The organism is Paenarthrobacter sp. TE3676 (assembly GCF_056279165.1).
The window spans coordinates 117,837-134,008 of sequence record NZ_JBWBQU010000007.1 but is presented as its reverse complement, the minus strand read 5'-3'; the positions used below and the strand labels follow the sequence as shown (position 1 = coordinate 134,008).

The window sequence follows — 16,172 nt, the reverse complement described above, 5'->3', positions numbered from 1 at the left end:
CGTGCCGTTCGCATCTGTCAGTTAACGGAGACAAGACATGGAATCTTCTACACCCCTGAAGCTGGACCATCCATCCGCCGCCCTTCCGGCCCCGGTGGAAACCGGCCTGCGCCGGTCAATGGGGCCGCGGCACTTGATCATGATCGCAATGGGAGGTGTCATCGGTTCAGGCCTGTTCCTGAGTTCCGGTTACACCATCTCCCAGGCAGGTCCCCTCGGTGCCGTCATTGCCTATCTGGTGGGAGCCTTCGTGGTCTACCTGGTGATGGCCTGCCTCGGAGAGTTGGCCATTGCTTACCCGGTCTCCGGCGCCTTTCACATCTACGCTTCCCGTTCCATCGGTCCGGCAACAGGCTTCGCCACCGCCTGGCTTTACTGGCTCTGCTGGGCTGTGGCAATCGGATCTGAGTTCACAGCCTCAGGATTGCTCATGCAGCGGTGGTTCCCGGATATTGAGGTCTGGGTGTGGTGCCTCGTCTTCGCCGCCATGCTGTTTGGGTTCAACGCCTTTTCCTCCAAGTTCTTTGGAGAATCCGAATTCTGGTTCTCAATCGTCAAGGTGGGGGCCATCATTGCCCTGATCGTCTTCGGCGGGGCTGCCCTGTTCGGCTTCCACCCACTGTCGGAGTCCAACAACCATCCGTTCCTCTTGGAGAACTTCAACACTTCGGGTGGTCTATTCCCCAACGGCTTTACCGGCGTCCTGATTACTGCGCTGGCCGTCTTCTATGCCTTTTCCGGCTCGGAACTCATTGGCGTAGCGGCCGGGGAAACCAAGGATCCGGCCAAGAACATCCCCAAAGCCATGCGCAGCACCGTCATCCGCCTCCTGATCTTCTTTGTGGGTGCCATTGCAGTCATCGCGGCTACTGTGCCCTTCGACCAGGTGGGGCTGGACGAGAGCCCCTTCGTCACGGTCTTTTCCTCCGTCGGTATCCCCTTCGCGGCGGACATCATGAACTTCGTCATCATCACCGCGCTTTTGTCCGCCGGGAACAGCGGACTGTTCTCCTGCGCACGTATGCTCTATTCGCTGGCAGATGAAGGGCATGCCCCCAGAGCGCTCAAGCGCCTGACCCGGCGTGGAATACCCCTTATTGCCCTTTCCGTCAGCATGGTGGGTGGGCTGGCATCGCTGGTCAGCAGTGTGGCTGCGCCAGAGACCGTCTACCTTGCCCTTGTTTCCATCGCAGGCTTCGCCGTTGTGGGCGTATGGATGTCCATTACCGCATCCCATTTCTTCCACCGCAGGGCTTTCGTCCGCAATGGTGGGCGCGTGGCGGATCTGGCTTACAAGGCGCCTCTTTTTCCCTTGGTGCCTATCTTGGCCTTTGCGCTCTGTCTGGTGTCCCTGGTGGGTATAGCTTTTGACCCTTCCCAGATTGCCGCCCTGTACTTCGGTGTTCCCTTCGTGGCCGCCTGCTACCTGTTCTTCCACTTCCGGTATGGCCGGAAGTCCAGGGCAAAGCGTCCTGCTTGATCTGACCCTTGCACCAAGCTTCGCGGCCGGCCGAATTGTCCGGTCGCGAAGCCTGTTTTGCCAGCAAGCCGCAATGACCGTGCGCTAACGCCCGCGTGTGAGAATTGCGTGAACGGCTTGATGGAAGGAGCAGTTTTCGTGGATGTGTCACCAGAAGCGTCGTCATTGGCGCAGGGCCTTCGTCTTGTTCGCTTGGTAACGGACCGCGAGAAGCAGGGCCGCCAACTCCTGGGAGTGTCGCAGTTGGCGGCAGAGCTGGACATGGAGCAAAGCCGGGTGTCCCGGTTGGCTCAGGAGCTGTGTGACCTGGGACTGCTCGAACGCGTAGACCGCGGTCCCTTTCGGACAGGACCGCGGTTCTTCAGTCTCGCTGCCGCCCTCAATGCCGGGTGGGTTCATCAGTCACGGGCTGAGCTGGAGGAGCTGGTGTCTGCTCTCGATTTGAGGTCCCGACTCTCGGTGCGCGACGGCGTCAGGGTTCTCTTGTTGCGTTCGTCCACTAATAACTCGGTGCTGGGTGGGTTCGCCAAGCCCGGCATGGTCACCCCGGTATGGTGCACGGGTTCGGGGCGGGCATTGCTGTGGGATCACTCAGTCACTGAGTTGGAGTCCCTGCTCGCCGAGGTCAATTTCATCGGCGTCGGCGGCCCGGCGGCAGCGCATTCTGCAGCGGAGGTCGCAGGACTCATGGAACGCGACCGAACCCAGGGTTTTGTGCTGGCCGCCGAAGAGTTTGAACACGGAGTATGGGAGTTGGCTGTCCCTGTCCGCGAAAGCGGAGGCCGAATTGCGGCTGCCCTCAGCGTTCTGGGTAGCCGGTCAAGCCTGGAGGCGGCTGCCTCGGAGATTGCTGCGGTACTTCAGCCCGCTTCAACGCGGCTGGGTGCCAGGGCGGAGCTCGCTGTTCAAGGTTGAATGAGGGACCACCTGCGTCCGCCCACCTGGACCTCAAGCCAATCACGCCATGAGCCGAGTGCTATGGCGAATGCCTCCCGCTGGGGTCCGATGCGTGACTTGGGCCCAACGACCTGCAGCGCCGCTGCGACTTCCCCCTTGAAGTCCCTGATCGGGGCGGCCAGTGAGTAGAGCCCGGGCTCGGCTTCCTCATCGACTATGGAGTAGCCACGGGTGCGCGCCTCGTTGAGCCGTTTCAGGAAGTCGTCGACGGACACCGGCGTATTGGGCCCGTGTTTGACGAACTCCACACCATCAAAGATCTTCCGTATCTCATCCTCTTCGGCATCCCAAAGGAGTGCTTGGCCGGCGTCACTGCAGTAGGCGGGGTAGGGGCGGCCAAGCCATGAACCCACCAGATTGGCACTGTCCGGAACTTGCTCGCCGATGGTGACCGTACTGTTTCCGCTGAGCACGCCCAGAAAGCAGGCCTCGTTGGTTTCGGAAGCCAGGCCTTCCAAGGCAGTGAAGCCGTCAGTCTTCAGCCGCTGCTCAGTTACCAATTGGGCGTCTGTCAGGATGGACCAGTCCAAGCTGTATTCACGCTGCCCAGTACGCCTGAGGAAGCCTTCCTGCTGTGCACCTTTAAGGCTACGCGACACTTGACTACGGTCCTTGTCCAGGCGGGCTGCGATGTCAGCCACCGTGCCGCCATCGAATCCCTCGGCATGACGTGCCCCCACTGCAAGGAGGGCCATCATTCCACGGCCCATGCTGGAGGTCTTTGACATGGATCGATTCTAGCCACCCGGCCGAGACACGCGTGTATGGGATGGAAGTTCTAGTGGATGGAGAAGACGCGAGCCGGGAAGCCACTTCCCTCGAGCGGCTTTGCCCACGTTGCGATCAGGGCGGCCCCCGCCTCAGGAACGTGATCCAGGTTGGCCATCAGTTCGATCTGCCATTTGTCCTGGGCGAGGACATAGGTTTCCAAGCTGAAGTCCTTGCGGGAGGTAGCCATGCCAGGGTCGGTGTCAGTTTGTTCGTGGCCGACGGCGGTGACGTGGCACTTTTCGATGAGGTACTCCAGGACGTCCCGAGACCACCCGGGAGTGTGGCTTATTCCGGCGTCGTCGACGTTCGCCATTGCTGCGGTGTCAGGCCAGCGGCGGCTCCATCCAGTGCGCAGGGCCACGAATGCACCTGCCGGGATTTTCCCGTTACGCGATTCCCATTGCAGGACATCCTCCACACTGGGCGTGGCATCCGGGTCGGCCAGGACCCGGTTGCTGATGTCCAGGACAACCAATGGCAACACCATGTCCTCGACGGGAAGCTGATCGACCGTCCGCCCGCCACGGACAAAATGCGACGGCGGATCCACGTGGGTGCCCCACTGGCCCACTATTGAATACCTGTGGGCAGTGAAACCGTCACCCTTCTCCAGATCGAAGAGGGTTTCCCTGGCCTCGTCCGGGAATGCCGGAAAGTGGGGCTGGCCCGGATGAAAGGCATGGGTCAGGTCGGTGAAAGTTCTGTTGAGGAGAAGTGGCGCCAAGTCCTGCCATAGGGGGGAGCTCATGATGCCAGCCTCGTTTCGACCTGAGCGGCGCTGCTGGAGACACTGAGAGGTCCCGAGACTTCGATGACGGGAACTTCCCACGGGTGGATGTCGACTATTCGTTGAACGAGTGCTTGGACGGCGGACTGATCCAGGGCGTCGTCAAAGTAGGTGGTGAACACGAACGTGGGTGAGATTGTTCGCTGGCCTACGGTGCCCAGCGTGGGGTTGGCGCCCTCGGCCACGGTGAAGCCTTCGAAGCCTGCGGAAGACTCGAAGACATGGTGATAGTTACCGAAGCCGCCGAGTTCCGGAGTGGCTTGCAGTTCCTCGAGCAGGGATGTGATGCCCGCATCCGCGTTCAATGCCTGGAGGTTGCCCCCCGCCAGTTGCGTCATTGTCTCCACGGGAATGGGCCAATGGATGCGAAGCTTGCGCACCGCTTTGAGTTCGATGTTCATGGGGGACCCTTCCGTCAGTATGTCTTCGAGATATCGTGCCACGACGTGACGAGCATTACAAGCATATGAAAATGTTTATACTGCACACCGATGGGTCGATCTTCACAGCCGCGGCACAGTTTCCCCATGTACAACCCATAGGCGCGGCGCGTTTCATGGATGCATGACAACTCCTCACCCCGACCACGATCGTGGCCTTGAATTCGACCTCTCCACGCTCTTGAGCCGGCGTCGCAGCTTGGGGGTGCTCCTCGGTGCCGGAACGGCAGCAGCCCTGGCCGCCTGTACGCCGGGTACGGGAGGCGGCAGCGCATCGCCGTCGAGCGCTGCCACAGCTACCGCCACCGTTACTGAAGGCGCGACGGCGGCCGCGTCGCCAACCGCTACGAGCACCGTGACCCGTGCCTTCGCAGAATGCGGAGTGGAGATCCCGGAGGAGACTCTTGGGCCCTACCCGGGCGACGGTTCCAACGGACCCAACGTGCTGGAGGCGTCCGGGGTGGTCCGTCGCGACATCAGGTCCAGCTTTGGAACTTCCACCACCAAGGCCGAGGGCGTGCCGCTGACAGTGACCCTGACGCTCCTGGACAACGCCAACGGTTGCGCTCCTTTGGCCGGTGCCGCCGTGTACGCCTGGCACTGCGACAAAGACGGGAAGTACTCGCTTTACGATTCAGGCATTGAGAATGAGAACTACCTTCGCGGCGTCCAGGAAGCCGACGCCAACGGGCAACTCACCTTCAGTACTATTTACCCCGGTGCCTACAACGGCCGTTGGCCTCATATTCACTTCGAGGTATTTGAGTCCATGAGCAACACCTCGGCCGCCGGACAGGTGCTCGCCGTCTCGCAGATAGCGCTCACTGAGACTGCCTGTAAGGAGGTTTACGCAACTTCCGGTTATGAGTCCAGCGCCCGAAACTTCCCGAACACTACTTTGACCTCGGACAACGTCTTTGGTGACGATGGAGGAATATACCAGCTGGCGACTATGTCCGGTTCCGTGGCGGGTGGTTACACGGCCGCGCTGAACGTCACCGTTTAGGCCGTTCAGCTGCGAAAGCAGGGCTAGACTCGGGGGCATGCCTTCGAATGCCAGCGCAGCAGTTGACCACATCAAGGACCTGGGCGAGTACGTTTCGGCGTCTCCGTCGAGCTTCCACGCGGTGCATGAGGCTGCTCGGCGGCTGGACGCCGCAGGCTTCACCGCGTTGGATGAATTTCAGCCCTGGGACGACGAAGCCGGCAAGTTCTACATCATCCGTGACGGGGCGCTCATCGCTTGGGTGACCCCCGAAAGCGCCGGCCCCACCACTGGTTTCAACATCCTCGGTGCACACACAGATTCGCCCTCGTTCAAACTCAAGCCGAAGCCGACCACCGGAAAATTCGGCTGGCTGCAGGCCGGGGTGGAGGTCTATGGCGGGCCTTTGCTTAACTCCTGGCTGGACCGTGAATTGCAGCTGGCAGGCCGATTGGTGCTTCGTGACGGCACTCAGCACCTGACCGCGACGGGTCCACTCCTTCGCTTCCCGCAGCTTGCCATTCATTTGGACCGCGGCGTCAACGACAACGGGCTCCACCTGTCCAAGCAACAGCATATGAACCCTATCTTCGGCCAGGGCGACCCCGCCGGAGAGGACCTCTTGGGACTGCTCGCCTCACGTGTGGAAGGCATCACCGTTGATGCTGCGGACATCGGTGGTTACGACGTCGTAGTGGCGGACACGCAGGCACCGGCAGTTTTCGGGGCCAAGGGTGAGTTCTTCGCCTCAGGCCGCTTGGACAACCTTTCATCCACGCACGCGGGTCTGGTGGCGCTGATAGCGCATGCGTCCTCTCTACCGACAACGGGTCCCATCGCGGTCCTGGCCGCGTTCGATCATGAGGAGATCGGCTCCAACTCGCGCTCCGGTGCCTGTGGACCCATCCTCGAGGACGTTATGGTGCGCATCTCCGACGGCCTGGGTGCGTCGGTGAGTCAAAGGCGGCAGGCCATGGCGGCGTCGTTCTGTGTTTCTGCGGACGCCGGCCACGCCGTCCACCCGAACTATGTGGAGAAGCACGATCCCGCGAACAGGCCGGTGCTGAACGGGGGGCCGCTGCTCAAAATCAATGCCAACCAGCGTTACGCGACCGACGCTACGGGTGCGGCTTTGTGGGCCCGTCTCTGCGATGAGTCCGGCGTTCCGTATCAAGAGTACGTTTCCAACAACGACCTCCCATGTGGTTCCACCATCGGGCCCCTGACTGCTACCCGCCTCGGCATCCGAACGGTGGACGTGGGTATCCCGCTGCTGTCTATGCACTCTGCGCGGGAGCTGTGCGGCGTGGAGGACGCGAAGAGTCTGGCGACGGTAGCTGAGCAGTTCTTCCGAGCAGCGGTCTAGGCAGAAGCCTAGAGTAGTCATTTCAGGGGTATTACAAAAGTTTCCTACAGGAAACTTTGGATTCCTCAAGGTTTACATTTTGTGCGCCCATCTCTTTTCGTCACGCGCAATTTGTTCAGCTGCACAGGATGCGCGTCGGTGTAGGAGGTTAACGTGAATTAGTCATGTGGCCCGTGGCACACCACTGCGGCCAACCTCAAAACCTCAAAGGACGGCGCCGATCCATGCACGCTGACCAACAGCTTTCAAAGTCCCTAAAACCAAGACACTTGTCCATGATCGCCATCGCCGGCGTCATCGGGGCAGGCCTGTTCGTTGGGTCCGGGGCCGCTATCCAGCAGGCGGGACCGGGCATCCTGGTGGCCTACCTTGCTGCCGGCCTCGTGGTCATCCTCGTCATGCGAATGCTTGGTGAAATGGCCGCAGCCAACCCTGAGACCGGTTCGTTCTCCACCTATGCTGACAAAGCGTTGGGCCGTTGGGCCGGATTCAGCATTGGCTGGCTCTACGCTTGGTTCTGGATTATCGTGCTCGGCATCGAAGCCACTGCCGGTGCGGCCATCATGCATCGCTGGGTGCCGGGTGTTGACCAATGGGTCTGGGCACTCATTCTCATGGTGCTCCTCACGCTGACCAACCTCGGCTCGGTGAAGTCCTACGGCGAGTTCGAATTCTGGTTCGCATCCATCAAGGTAGCGGCAATCGTCATCTTCCTGCTGGCCGGAATCGTGGCCATCCTCGGCTTCATGCCGGGCGTCTCAGCGCCGGGCGTAGCCAATCTGCTGGAGCAGGGCGGCTTCATGCCCAACGGTCCCGGCGCAGTCCTCGCGGGCATCCTCGTGGTGGTGTTCTCCTTCTTCGGCGCGGAGATCGCAACCATTGCTGCCGGTGAATCCGAGAACCCGGTGGACGCCGTCAAGAAGGCTGTGAAGTCCACTGTGTGGCGCATCCTGATCTTCTACATCGGCTCCATTGCCATCGTGGTGACCTTGCTGCCTTGGAATGACGCCTCCGTCGCCAAGAGCCCGTACGTTGCTGTCATCGAGCTCTACGGAATCCCGGGCGCCGGCACCATCATGGACATTGTTGTCCTCACGTCGGTGCTCTCCTGCCTGAACTCGGGCCTGTACACCGCCAGCCGCATGCTGTTCTCGCTCTCGCAGCGCGGCGACGCTCCCAAGTCCTGGATGAAGATCTCCAAGCGTGGCGTGCCTGCCGCGGCAGTGCTCGCTTCCACCGTGGTTGGATTCCTCACCGTCGGAGCGAACTACATTGCCCCGAACTCGGTGTTCCTGTTCCTCGTGAACACGTCAGGTGCCATCGCGTTGTTCGTCTGGCTGGTCATCGCGACCTCGCAGCTTATTCTACGCAGGCGAATGGGCGCGGCAGCCAAGGATCTCGACCTCAAGATGTGGTTCTTCCCGTACCTCACGTGGATAGCGATTGGCGCCATCGTGGCACTCATCATCGGTATGGTCATCATAGAATCCACCCGTGAATCGCTGTTCCTATCGCTGGCCCTGGCTGCCGTTGTGGTGGGCATCGGCGTGCTTCGCTACCGCAATAAGGGCAACACGCCCGCCACTCCGGTGCTTGGCGGGGAAGCCGAGCGCGCCAAGATCGGTTCCTGACCGCCGTCGCCTTTTCTGCAGCGGGACAGCCGCCGTCAATGCTCGACGGCGGCTGTCCCGTTTCGCTTTATGGTTCGGCTTGGTCGTTGCGTTTCTTGTCGGCCTGCAGGATGCCGTCGCGTACGCCCGCACGGATCACAAAGTACAAGAAATAGAGGGCGATCGCGGAGAAGACGACCGTCAGGACCAGGGTGTTCAGGGGTGTGGCATCCATGGCCCCACCCTAGTGGGACTCTTTCCGGGCAACAGGAATCCACGGATTGCCGTTCTTCGTGTTAGTGTTTTTGACGCTGTCAAGGAGAATATCGAAACACGTTCTCCTGATCACCTTGCGCGGGTGGCGGAATGGCAGACGCGCTAGCTTGAGGTGCTAGTCCTCGAAAGGGGGTGGGGGTTCAAGTCCCCCTCCGCGCACAAAGAAACCCCCGGAAGTTGATCTTCCGGGGGTTTTGTCGTTCGTGGGCCTGCTTCCGGGCCTCAGCCGCCGGTCCGCGGTGCAAACATTATGACGCCCACCCCAAAAAGGCAGATGGCGGCGCCGATGACGTCCCAACGGTCCGGCCTGAAGCCATCCATGAGCATTCCCCATGCAAGCGAGCCGGCGATGAATACGCCGCCGTAGGCCGCGAGCACGCGGCCAAAGTGAGCGTCCGATTGGAACGCCGCGAAAAAGCCGTAGATGCCCAATGCGACGACGCCGAGTCCTGCCCACCACCAGGCTTTGCCTTCGCGCACAGACTGCCAGATCAGCCAGGCGCCGCCGATCTCTGCGACGGCGGCCAAAACGAACAGAATGATGGACTTCAGGACGGTCATAACCCCAGTATTCCGTGCTGCGATGCCAGGTTATCCACATACGTAACCTGACCGGTTCCGGCCGACTACCCCGCCGAATAGCTTTGAGTGCAGGAGATGCACTAAGATATTGAAGTCTGTGTTACGCCCTCTTGCCGTGTTTTGCGGCCGGGGAGCGCCAACGCAGCATCGCAAATGAACCTCCTGTTACGGAAATACCGTAACCGCTTAGCCCAAAGGAGGTGGGTTCACATATGCGTCCTTACGAATTGATGGTAATCATCGACCCCGAGGTCGAAGAGCGTACCGTAGAGTCGTCGCTTCAGAAGTTCCTCAATGTCATCACCACCGATGGTGGAACCATCGAAAAGGTAGACATCTGGGGCCGTCGCCGTCTGGCGTACGACATCAAGAAGAAGTCCGAAGGTATCTACGCCGTGGTGAACTTCACCGCAGCACCGGCTACCGCCAAGGAACTTGATCGCCAGCTGTCTCTCAACGAGACGATCATGCGCACCAAGATCATCCGCCCTGAAGACCAGAAGGTCGTTGCTGAGTAATCAGCCCCTTCCAGATCTTTACCCCGAAGGAACGAACAAGGAGGCAGTAGGTGGCAGGCGAAACCACTATTACGGTCATCGGTAATCTCACCAATGACCCCGAGCTGCGGTTTACCCCGTCTGGCTCAGCAGTAGCGAACTTCACCATCGCTTCTACTCCCCGGACCTTTGACCGCCAGTCCAATGAGTGGAAGGACGGGGAAACCCTGTTCCTCCGCGCATCGGTATGGCGCGAAGCAGCCGAGAACGTGGCCGAGTCCCTCACCAAGGGTATGCGCGTCATCGTTTCAGGCCGTTTGAAGAGCCGTTCTTACGAAACTAAAGAAGGCGAGAAGCGCACCGTAATCGAGCTTGAGGTCGATGAAATCGGCCCGAGCCTGCGTTACGCAAACGCCAAGGTCAACCGTACCCAGCGCTCCGGCGGTGGCCAGGGTGGCTTCGGTGGCGGTAACGCCGGTAATTCCGGTGGCTTCGGAGGTGGCGCTCCTGGTGGAAACCAGGGCGGCGGCAATTCCGGTGGAACCTGGGGCGGCAACCAGCCCGCACAACAGCAGGATGACCCTTGGGCTACGCCCGGTGTCAGCAACGCTGGCGGCTGGGGCAACGGCCCGGATTCCGAACCTCCCTTCTAAACACCAAATAAACGTCCGACGCCGGACGCTCGCCGGAAGAGCCGAAAGGCACCATGGCGACAACCGCCGTCGAACACCACCATCCCGTGGATCAATATCCACGGGCTCCATAGAATAGGAGCTCCACGATGGCTAAGGCTGAACTCCGTAAGCCCAAACCAAAGTCCAACCCCTTGAAGGCCGCTGACATCACTGTCATCGACTACAAGGACGTAGCATTGCTGCGCAAGTTCATCTCTGACCGCGGAAAGATCCGCGCTCGTCGCGTCACTGGCGTTACCGTTCAGGAACAGCGCAAGATCGCCCAGGCAATCAAGAACGCCCGCGAAGTTGCTCTGCTGCCTTACTCCGGCGCTGGCCGCGGCTAAGGGAAGGGATTAACTAACATGGCAAAGCTCATTCTGACCCACGAAGTAACCGGTCTCGGTGCTGCTGGCGATGTCGTCGAGGTGAAGGACGGTTACGCACGTAACTTCCTGCTGCCCCGCGGCTTCGCTCTGACCTGGAGCAAGGGTGGCGAGAAGCAGGTTGAGTCCATCAAGGCTGCTCGCGCCGCTCGTGCGCACGCTTCTGTTGAAGCTGCACAGGCACAGGCCCAGGCTCTGTCCTCCAAGAAGGTCAAGCTCGAGGTGAAGGCCGGCGAGTCCGGTCGTCTCTTCGGCACCGTCAAGCCTGCTGATGTCGCTGCTGCTGTTGAGGCCGCTGGCCTCGGCGCCATCGACAAGCGCAACGTTGAACTGCCGAACCACATCAAGTCTGTCGGTTCGTACACGGCTAACGTTCGCCTGCACGAGGATGTTTCTGCTGTCATCGACCTCGAGGTCGTAGCCAGCAAGTAGTCTCTGACTGCATCTGAAGGCCCCCGCTACCGGATTCCGGCGGCGGGGGTCTTTTTTCTTTGCGCCGAGTTGGCACTTAACACCAATGTTGGCGCTCAACATCGGTGTGAAATGCCATCTCGGCGCGAGATTATGGCGTGTGGAACTCCTCCATCACGTGCTTATACCGGGCGCGGATCATCTCGGCCAGGGTGTCGCGGTCCACGTCGTCCAGCTTGTTCACGTAAAGGCACGCGGCACTGGCCTTGTGCTTGCCAAGTTCCGGGAGCAGACGGTCTGCGTCGGGACCTTCGGTGAGGCCGTAGAGCACCAGGCTGGCCTTGCGCGGTGAAAATCCGACGGCGGCGGCGTCGCCTTCGCGGCCGCTGTCGTACTTGTAGTGATAGCTGCCGAAGCCGACGATCGACGGCCCCCACATGACGGCTTCCTTGCCGGTGATGTCGCGCATCATTTCCAGCAGTTCAAAGCCGTCCTCGCGCCGCTTCGGGTTCTCCACGGCGGCCAGGAATTCTTCCACGGAGACGTCCGTGGGCTGGGTCTTGTTCTCTGCCATAGGGGTAGTTTGGCAGACGCGGGACGGGTGCGTCAGCAGAAAAATCGGCCAGCATTCCGGGCGACGCCATGGTGGAGGACCCGGTGAGGGGCAGCTTCAATGCCGGAGCGGCTCAGTGGCTGATCGGCCAGCGGCCGGAACGAGGCCCTCCGAGCAGCCGCAATTGCCAGTCAGATGCGTTTCGCTCGCGACAGGACCACCACCAGGAAGATGCCGGCGCTGAAGACCGCCTGAATAATGATGACGGACGTCGGCACGTGGCCGAGGTACAAGGCGAGCAGCACGGGGACCATGGCCAGGATGGTCACGTCCAGCCCGCGCATCAGTGAGCCCAGCTGAGCACGTGGAACCGGACCGAACGGCGTCTCAACCGGAGGCGCGGTCCAGTCCGGCGGGGTCCTGGTGGCTGCCCGGAGCGTCCCCGCACCCATGCCCACACCTGCGAGGGCGCCGACGCCTATCAACCAGGGATTCGCCGCACCCAAGAGAACCAAAAGTCCGCTCAGCACGCCCATCCACACAGCCATTGCCAAGCACGGCATGAGCGCGCGACTGGTCCTCACCAGGGCGGGATGCAGCGGCAATAGCGCGTCGAGCTCAGGAACGAGCGCCGTCTTGCGGGCCACACTCCCCATGCCGGAAGCCGTTGCGCATCCGGAGATCACGATCACCGCCAACTGTGCGAACTCGGGCAGCCCGCCTTCCACGAGCAGTATCGCGGTACAGGCAACGAGCCACAGAATTGGCGGCACCAGTCGGGGATTGAGCCTCAGAAAAGCGACCACATCAGCGCGGATCAGCGCCCGAAGCGCGCCGCGCGAAGGCCGGGCGTAGAACCTGGCTGCCCTGCCGCCGTCGACACTGTTACGGTTCACACCAAGTGCTCGAAGCAACTCGTTGGGATCCATCATGAACAAAGACGCACCCGCGTGGCCGGCGACGGCGCCGCCGCGAACCAGCTCTTCACCCCGCACCTGACCGGCGCGTGGCACCACCACGGCACAGAGTCCGACGGCGGCGACTGACACCAGCGCTGTTGGCCACGGGGAGGAAGGCAACGCTGGAAGGACGGAGCACGCAAGAAGTACAGTGGCCGCAATCGCCTTGCCTAGCCGGGGGCCCAGTAAACCAAGCTGCTGTACGGCTGCCAGAACAACCGCGATAGCGCCGGCCGCGCCGAAGGTGAGGGAAGTAAGAACGTGTTCGAGGGGCGCGCGGCCATCGGCAGTCACCATGCTGAAGGGCAGGTAGATGGTGGCCGAGCCAGCTGCAGTTAGTGCGACTTTGCGGACGAAGGGCGGCAGGACCATGGGGCGGCGGTCAACGGGAAGCGTCAGCCACCAGGTGCTCTCTGCGCCGTTGACGGTCATCGGTCCAAGCTTCCGTGCAAGGTTGCTGATGACGAGAAGGGCCGCGAAAGTGATGGATGTCCACAGCAGGGATTCCGGCAGGACGAGCCATGGTGCCCGGATGATGCTGTTGGCCGTTGATGCCCGGTCCGCGATTTCGTTGCGCAACGCAAGAACGAAGGAGGCGGCAATAGTCAGTGCCACACCAATGCCGAGTCCCCAGCTGTAGGCATCGACGACGAGGTCTCCCCACGAGGTTCGGCTGCGTTTGTAGCGTCTGGCGGACCGGCGGGTGAATCGGACAATCTCAGAGGCCAGCTCCCGATTCTGCGGGGAACGTTCGAGGGCGAGCATGTCAGGACCCTGCAATGATCGAGGCCCCCTGCTCCGGATCGAACTCCCGGACTTCCTCGTCAATGACCAAACAGGTGGAAGCCGTGGCGAGCAGCAGTTGGGGATCATGGGTGACCAGCACTACCGCTCCGCCGTCCTTTGCATGGTCTGCGATCCTTTCGCCAATGGCTACGCGCATCCGGGGATCAAGCCGCTGTTCCGGCTCGTCCAGGATCAGCAGCGATGACGGCCGGATAAGTCCAGCGGCTAGCAGCAACCTGCGGCGTTGGCCGGAAGACAAGGCATCGGGGATGGCGTGGGCCCTGCCCTGGAGCCCGAATAATTCCAGTTCTTCCTCAACGCGCGCTTCGGGGTCATCCAGGGAGTGCCCGCGGGCGATGAGGAGCAAGTGCTCGCGGACGGTAAGGGACGGGAAGAAGAGGTCGTCGTCGAAAACGGCGGAGACTTGCCGGCGGAACGGCACGGCGTCCGGATCGATGAGGAGGCCGTGGACCTTCACATCGCCGGACAGGGACGCCTGTCGCCCCGCGATGGTCCGGGCTACCGTGGACTTTCCTGCGCCGTTGACGCCGACGATTCCCAAGACTTCGCCCGCGTCCACCGATGCGGAAACTTCCCCGCAAACCGGAGCTCCGGCATAGCCGACCAACAGGCCTTCGGCCTCCAAAACTGTCCCCATGGTGCAACCCTACCCGCGGGATTGGCGCGACCCCGCTGCACCGTTTAGCGTGAGTCATATGTCAGCATCCGATGCTTCCGCGAGGGCCAACGGCAACCCTTTGCTTGTCCTGGGCAAGATCACGTCCATCCTGGATGCCTTTTCCTTGTCCAAGCCGGTGCTTCAGTTGGCTGACATCCGTGAGTTCACCGGCATGCCCACGTCCACGGTGCAGCGACTGGTCACGAATTTGACCTCCCAGGGCTTCCTTGACCGCGAGGGGGACGCCTACCGCATCGGAATGCGGATGGCGTACTGGGCCGCGCCCGCAACCCGGGGGATGGAGGTTGTGGACATCCTGAGTCCGCTGCTCAAGACCCTGCGCGACACCACCGGCGAGACCGCATGCTTCTTCAAAGCCGAGCAGCACTACCGGGTTTGTGTCGCCATGGCCGATACCCATCACGCTCTGCGCCGCGAAATGCACTTGGGCAAGATTGTCCCGCTTCATGCAGGTTCTGCAGGCAGGGTTCTGCTCGCATGGTCTCCTGAACTGATGGAGGCTGTCCTGCGGGATCCCTTGGAGTCCATCACCGACTACACCATCACCAGCTCCGAGGAACTGGAAGCCGCGGTGAAGAAGACCCATGCGGACGGGTTCGCGATCACTGTGGGCGAGAGGGAAGACGGCGCGTCAGGCCTTTCTGCGCCTGTTTTCGATTCAGCCGCTGGCTTGGTGGGAGCCTTAACCATCAGCGGACCGACTCTTCGGATGCCGCTGGAGACGTGCGAGGCCTGGGTGGAACCCCTTCTCGCTACAGCCGAGCACATGACCAGGCTCATCGGTGGCCGGTTCCCCGGCGAGAGCTGAATCCTCAAACCCTAGGGAGAATGACGATGCCTGAGAAGTCCTCAACAGTGGACGCGTATATCTCCGTCCAGCCGGTGGCCACTCAGCAGGTCCTCCATGAAATCCGCCGAACCATCCACGCCGCCGTGCCGGATGCCGGGGAGATGATCAGTTACGGCATCCCCACCATCACCATTGGCGGGCACTACGTGGTGTATTTCGCTGCTTGGGCGCACCACATCTCTGTCTATCCGGTCCCTCGGGGTGATGAAGGCCTAGCCACGGAACTGGGCCCGTACCTGTCAGGCAAGGGGACCTTGAAATTTCCGCTGGCCAAGGCAATTCCTTTCGATTTGATAGCTAAAGTTGCTGCCCAGCTCGCGGCAGAGAAAAAGATGGGGCACTGATGAGGGACTTCGAAACCCTGGTGAACGAGGCTGACGAAGCGGATGTGACCGGGTGGGGGTTCCATTGGCTGGAGGGGCGGGCCACCGAAGAAAGGCCGCCTTGGGGGTTCGCGAAGCTGCTTGCCGGGCGTCTTGCCTCCGTCCGGAGTGCATTGGATCTTGATACCGGTGGGGGAGAGGTGCTTTCGGAGGCAGGAAAGTTTCCCGAACGGATGGTGGCCACCGAGGGATGGCCGCCCAACGCCCGGCGGGCTGCTGAAAGGCTCGGTCCACGCGGCGTGGAAGTCGTGGAAGCAACCACCGATGCACCGTTGCCGTTCCCTGACCACTCCTTTGAATTGGTCACAGCCCGGCACCCCGTTCGGCCGGACTGGAATGAAATCCACCGCGTGTTGGCCCCCGGTGGCCACTATTTCGCCCAACATGTTGGCCCGGCGTCGGCGTTTGAACTCATTGAGCACTTCCTCGGTCCGCTGCCGGTACAGCGAAAGGGCCGCGACCCGCAGGCGGAGTCAGCTGCCGCGGAAGCTGCCGGTCTGACCGTAAGGGACCTCCGGACTGCCCGCTGCCGTATGGAGTTCTTCGACGTCGGCGCGGTGGTGTGGATCCTGCGTAAGTGCGTGTGGTGGGTCCCCGACTTCTCCGTTGAGGGCTATCGTGACAAACTCAAGGAGCTGGACGAACAAATGAGAGCTGGCCGCCCCTTCATCGCTCACTCCACCCGGCACCTGATTGACGCCCAGCGCATTGGGTAGAAC

Annotated in this window: 20 protein-coding genes and 1 tRNA gene; 13 read left to right on the top strand and 8 right to left on the bottom strand. The window is 61.4% G+C overall.

The window, feature by feature from the left end:
• Positions 1 to 37 precede the first annotated feature (37 nt).
• The gene (locus ACZ881_RS17160) at positions 38 to 1,480 is read left to right on the top strand and encodes an amino acid permease (protein ID WP_476117259.1); all 1,443 of its coding nucleotides are present in this window, start codon (positions 38 to 40) and stop codon (positions 1,478 to 1,480) included.
• A gap of 138 nt (positions 1,481 to 1,618) precedes the next feature.
• Entirely contained in the window at positions 1,619 to 2,395 is a 777-nt protein-coding gene (locus ACZ881_RS17155) for an IclR family transcriptional regulator (protein WP_476117257.1), read from the top strand.
• On the opposite strand, the gene ACZ881_RS17150 is transcribed toward ACZ881_RS17155, so the two are convergent.
• The 3 genes from ACZ881_RS17150 to ACZ881_RS17140 are packed head-to-tail and all read right to left on the bottom strand — an operon-like array spanning position 2,386 to position 4,396.
• On the bottom strand, positions 2,386 to 3,165 hold the full coding sequence (locus ACZ881_RS17150) for an IclR family transcriptional regulator (RefSeq protein WP_476117255.1): 780 nt from the start codon (positions 3,163 to 3,165) through the stop codon (positions 2,386 to 2,388). The two genes, ACZ881_RS17155 and ACZ881_RS17150, sit on opposite strands and share 10 nt — an antisense overlap.
• A gap of 50 nt (positions 3,166 to 3,215) precedes the next feature.
• Entirely contained in the window at positions 3,216 to 3,956 is a 741-nt protein-coding gene (locus ACZ881_RS17145; protein ID WP_476117253.1) for a cyclase family protein, read from the bottom strand.
• Positions 3,953 to 4,396 carry a hypothetical protein gene (locus tag ACZ881_RS17140; RefSeq protein ID WP_364308573.1) on the bottom strand — a complete coding sequence of 148 codons (444 nt, stop codon included), beginning with the start codon at positions 4,394 to 4,396 and terminating at the stop codon, positions 3,953 to 3,955. Before ACZ881_RS17140 ends, ACZ881_RS17145 begins: the two co-directional genes overlap by 4 nt.
• A 163-nt stretch (positions 4,397 to 4,559) precedes the next feature.
• Here ACZ881_RS17140 and ACZ881_RS17135 point away from each other — a divergent pair, with 163 nt between their 5' ends.
• From ACZ881_RS17135 to ACZ881_RS17125, 3 genes are all read left to right on the top strand, one after another.
• Positions 4,560 to 5,441 carry an intradiol ring-cleavage dioxygenase gene (locus ACZ881_RS17135; protein ID WP_476117250.1) on the top strand — a complete coding sequence of 294 codons (882 nt, stop codon included), beginning with the start codon at positions 4,560 to 4,562 and terminating at the stop codon, positions 5,439 to 5,441.
• Positions 5,442 to 5,478: 37 nt separating this feature from the next.
• A complete protein-coding gene (locus ACZ881_RS17130; protein WP_476117248.1) occupies positions 5,479 to 6,786 on the top strand; it encodes a M18 family aminopeptidase in 1,308 nt (435 codons plus the stop codon).
• A 224-nt stretch (positions 6,787 to 7,010) separates the two neighbouring features.
• Positions 7,011 to 8,417 (top strand): amino acid permease, encoded by a 1,407-nt coding sequence (locus tag ACZ881_RS17125; RefSeq protein ID WP_017197270.1) that lies wholly within the window; start codon positions 7,011 to 7,013, stop codon positions 8,415 to 8,417.
• A 67-nt stretch (positions 8,418 to 8,484) separates the two neighbouring features.
• Here the strand turns inward: ACZ881_RS17125 and ACZ881_RS17120 are convergent, their stop codons facing one another.
• Positions 8,485 to 8,631, bottom strand: coding sequence for a hypothetical protein (locus tag ACZ881_RS17120; protein WP_476117246.1), 147 nt, complete (start codon positions 8,629 to 8,631; stop codon positions 8,485 to 8,487).
• Positions 8,632 to 8,748: 117 nt separating this feature from the next.
• Between ACZ881_RS17120 and ACZ881_RS17115 the strand changes: the two genes are divergently transcribed.
• Positions 8,749 to 8,831, top strand: a tRNA-Leu gene (locus ACZ881_RS17115).
• 63 nt (positions 8,832 to 8,894) lie between these two features.
• On the opposite strand, the gene ACZ881_RS17110 is transcribed toward ACZ881_RS17115, so the two are convergent.
• Positions 8,895 to 9,233: a YnfA family protein gene (locus ACZ881_RS17110; protein WP_476117244.1), complete on the bottom strand. Its 339-nt coding sequence runs from the start codon at positions 9,231 to 9,233 to the stop codon at positions 8,895 to 8,897.
• Between the two features lie 233 nt (positions 9,234 to 9,466).
• On the opposite strand from ACZ881_RS17110, the gene rpsF reads away from it, so the two are divergent.
• The 4 genes from rpsF to rplI all read left to right on the top strand — a co-directional run bounded on the left by rpsF (position 9,467) and on the right by rplI (position 11,243).
• A complete protein-coding gene (gene rpsF / locus ACZ881_RS17105) occupies positions 9,467 to 9,772 on the top strand; it encodes a 30S ribosomal protein S6 (RefSeq protein ID WP_011776755.1) in 306 nt (101 codons plus the stop codon).
• A 50-nt stretch (positions 9,773 to 9,822) separates the two neighbouring features.
• A complete protein-coding gene (locus ACZ881_RS17100; RefSeq protein WP_011776754.1) occupies positions 9,823 to 10,404 on the top strand; it encodes a single-stranded DNA-binding protein in 582 nt (193 codons plus the stop codon).
• A 128-nt stretch (positions 10,405 to 10,532) separates the two neighbouring features.
• Positions 10,533 to 10,772, top strand: coding sequence for a 30S ribosomal protein S18 (rpsR, locus tag ACZ881_RS17095; protein ID WP_003800144.1), 240 nt, complete (start codon positions 10,533 to 10,535; stop codon positions 10,770 to 10,772).
• 18 nt (positions 10,773 to 10,790) lie between these two features.
• Complete coding sequence (gene rplI / locus ACZ881_RS17090; RefSeq protein WP_024818808.1) at positions 10,791 to 11,243, top strand: 50S ribosomal protein L9; 453 nt, start codon at positions 10,791 to 10,793, stop codon at positions 11,241 to 11,243.
• Between the two features lie 130 nt (positions 11,244 to 11,373).
• Here the strand turns inward: rplI and ACZ881_RS17085 are convergent, their stop codons facing one another.
• The 3 genes from ACZ881_RS17085 to ACZ881_RS17075 all read right to left on the bottom strand — a co-directional run bounded on the left by ACZ881_RS17085 (position 11,374) and on the right by ACZ881_RS17075 (position 14,178).
• Positions 11,374 to 11,796 (bottom strand): DUF1801 domain-containing protein, encoded by a 423-nt coding sequence (locus ACZ881_RS17085; protein WP_476117240.1) that lies wholly within the window; start codon positions 11,794 to 11,796, stop codon positions 11,374 to 11,376.
• Between the two features lie 170 nt (positions 11,797 to 11,966).
• Entirely contained in the window at positions 11,967 to 13,499 is a 1,533-nt protein-coding gene (locus tag ACZ881_RS17080; protein ID WP_476117238.1) for a DUF6297 family protein, read from the bottom strand.
• 1 nt (position 13,500) lies between these two features.
• Complete coding sequence (locus ACZ881_RS17075; protein ID WP_476117236.1) at positions 13,501 to 14,178, bottom strand: ABC transporter ATP-binding protein; 678 nt, start codon at positions 14,176 to 14,178, stop codon at positions 13,501 to 13,503.
• Positions 14,179 to 14,236: 58 nt separating this feature from the next.
• Here ACZ881_RS17075 and ACZ881_RS17070 point away from each other — a divergent pair, with 58 nt between their 5' ends.
• Genes ACZ881_RS17070 through ACZ881_RS17060 form a run of 3 tightly spaced genes read left to right on the top strand, consistent with a single transcriptional unit; the run spans position 14,237 to position 16,169 of the window.
• Positions 14,237 to 15,028, top strand: a complete 792-nt coding sequence (locus tag ACZ881_RS17070) for an IclR family transcriptional regulator (protein ID WP_476117234.1) — start codon at positions 14,237 to 14,239, stop codon at positions 15,026 to 15,028.
• A gap of 26 nt (positions 15,029 to 15,054) precedes the next feature.
• A complete protein-coding gene (locus ACZ881_RS17065) occupies positions 15,055 to 15,414 on the top strand; it encodes an iron chaperone (protein ID WP_476117232.1) in 360 nt (119 codons plus the stop codon).
• Positions 15,414 to 16,169 (top strand): class I SAM-dependent methyltransferase, encoded by a 756-nt coding sequence (locus ACZ881_RS17060; RefSeq protein WP_476117230.1) that lies wholly within the window; start codon positions 15,414 to 15,416, stop codon positions 16,167 to 16,169. Before ACZ881_RS17065 ends, ACZ881_RS17060 begins: the two co-directional genes overlap by 1 nt.
• Positions 16,170 to 16,172: the final 3 nt, after the last annotated feature.

What these genes read in the sequence shown, in the direction of transcription:
- ACZ881_RS17160 (WP_476117259.1), top strand. Translation starts at nt 38, where the DNA reads ATGGAATCTTCTACACCCCTGAAGCTGGACCATCCATCCGCCGCCCTT.
- ACZ881_RS17150 (WP_476117255.1), bottom strand. Translation starts at nt 3,165, where the DNA reads ATGTCAAAGACCTCCAGCATGGGCCGTGGAATGATGGCCCTCCTTGCA.
- ACZ881_RS17145 (WP_476117253.1), bottom strand. Translation starts at nt 3,956, where the DNA reads ATGAGCTCCCCCCTATGGCAGGACTTGGCGCCACTTCTCCTCAACAGA.
- ACZ881_RS17140 (WP_364308573.1), bottom strand. Translation starts at nt 4,396, where the DNA reads ATGAACATCGAACTCAAAGCGGTGCGCAAGCTTCGCATCCATTGGCCC.
- ACZ881_RS17135 (WP_476117250.1), top strand. Translation starts at nt 4,560, where the DNA reads ATGACAACTCCTCACCCCGACCACGATCGTGGCCTTGAATTCGACCTC.
- ACZ881_RS17130 (WP_476117248.1), top strand. Translation starts at nt 5,479, where the DNA reads ATGCCTTCGAATGCCAGCGCAGCAGTTGACCACATCAAGGACCTGGGC.
- ACZ881_RS17125 (WP_017197270.1), top strand. Translation starts at nt 7,011, where the DNA reads ATGCACGCTGACCAACAGCTTTCAAAGTCCCTAAAACCAAGACACTTG.
- ACZ881_RS17120 (WP_476117246.1), bottom strand. Translation starts at nt 8,631, where the DNA reads ATGGATGCCACACCCCTGAACACCCTGGTCCTGACGGTCGTCTTCTCC.
- ACZ881_RS17110 (WP_476117244.1), bottom strand. Translation starts at nt 9,233, where the DNA reads ATGACCGTCCTGAAGTCCATCATTCTGTTCGTTTTGGCCGCCGTCGCA.
- rpsF (WP_011776755.1), top strand. Translation starts at nt 9,467, where the DNA reads ATGCGTCCTTACGAATTGATGGTAATCATCGACCCCGAGGTCGAAGAG.
- rpsR (WP_003800144.1), top strand. Translation starts at nt 10,533, where the DNA reads ATGGCTAAGGCTGAACTCCGTAAGCCCAAACCAAAGTCCAACCCCTTG.
- rplI (WP_024818808.1), top strand. Translation starts at nt 10,791, where the DNA reads ATGGCAAAGCTCATTCTGACCCACGAAGTAACCGGTCTCGGTGCTGCT.
- ACZ881_RS17085 (WP_476117240.1), bottom strand. Translation starts at nt 11,796, where the DNA reads ATGGCAGAGAACAAGACCCAGCCCACGGACGTCTCCGTGGAAGAATTC.
- ACZ881_RS17080 (WP_476117238.1), bottom strand. Translation starts at nt 13,499, where the DNA reads ATGCTCGCCCTCGAACGTTCCCCGCAGAATCGGGAGCTGGCCTCTGAG.
- ACZ881_RS17075 (WP_476117236.1), bottom strand. Translation starts at nt 14,178, where the DNA reads ATGGGGACAGTTTTGGAGGCCGAAGGCCTGTTGGTCGGCTATGCCGGA.
- ACZ881_RS17070 (WP_476117234.1), top strand. Translation starts at nt 14,237, where the DNA reads ATGTCAGCATCCGATGCTTCCGCGAGGGCCAACGGCAACCCTTTGCTT.
- ACZ881_RS17065 (WP_476117232.1), top strand. Translation starts at nt 15,055, where the DNA reads ATGCCTGAGAAGTCCTCAACAGTGGACGCGTATATCTCCGTCCAGCCG.
- ACZ881_RS17060 (WP_476117230.1), top strand. Translation starts at nt 15,414, where the DNA reads ATGAGGGACTTCGAAACCCTGGTGAACGAGGCTGACGAAGCGGATGTG.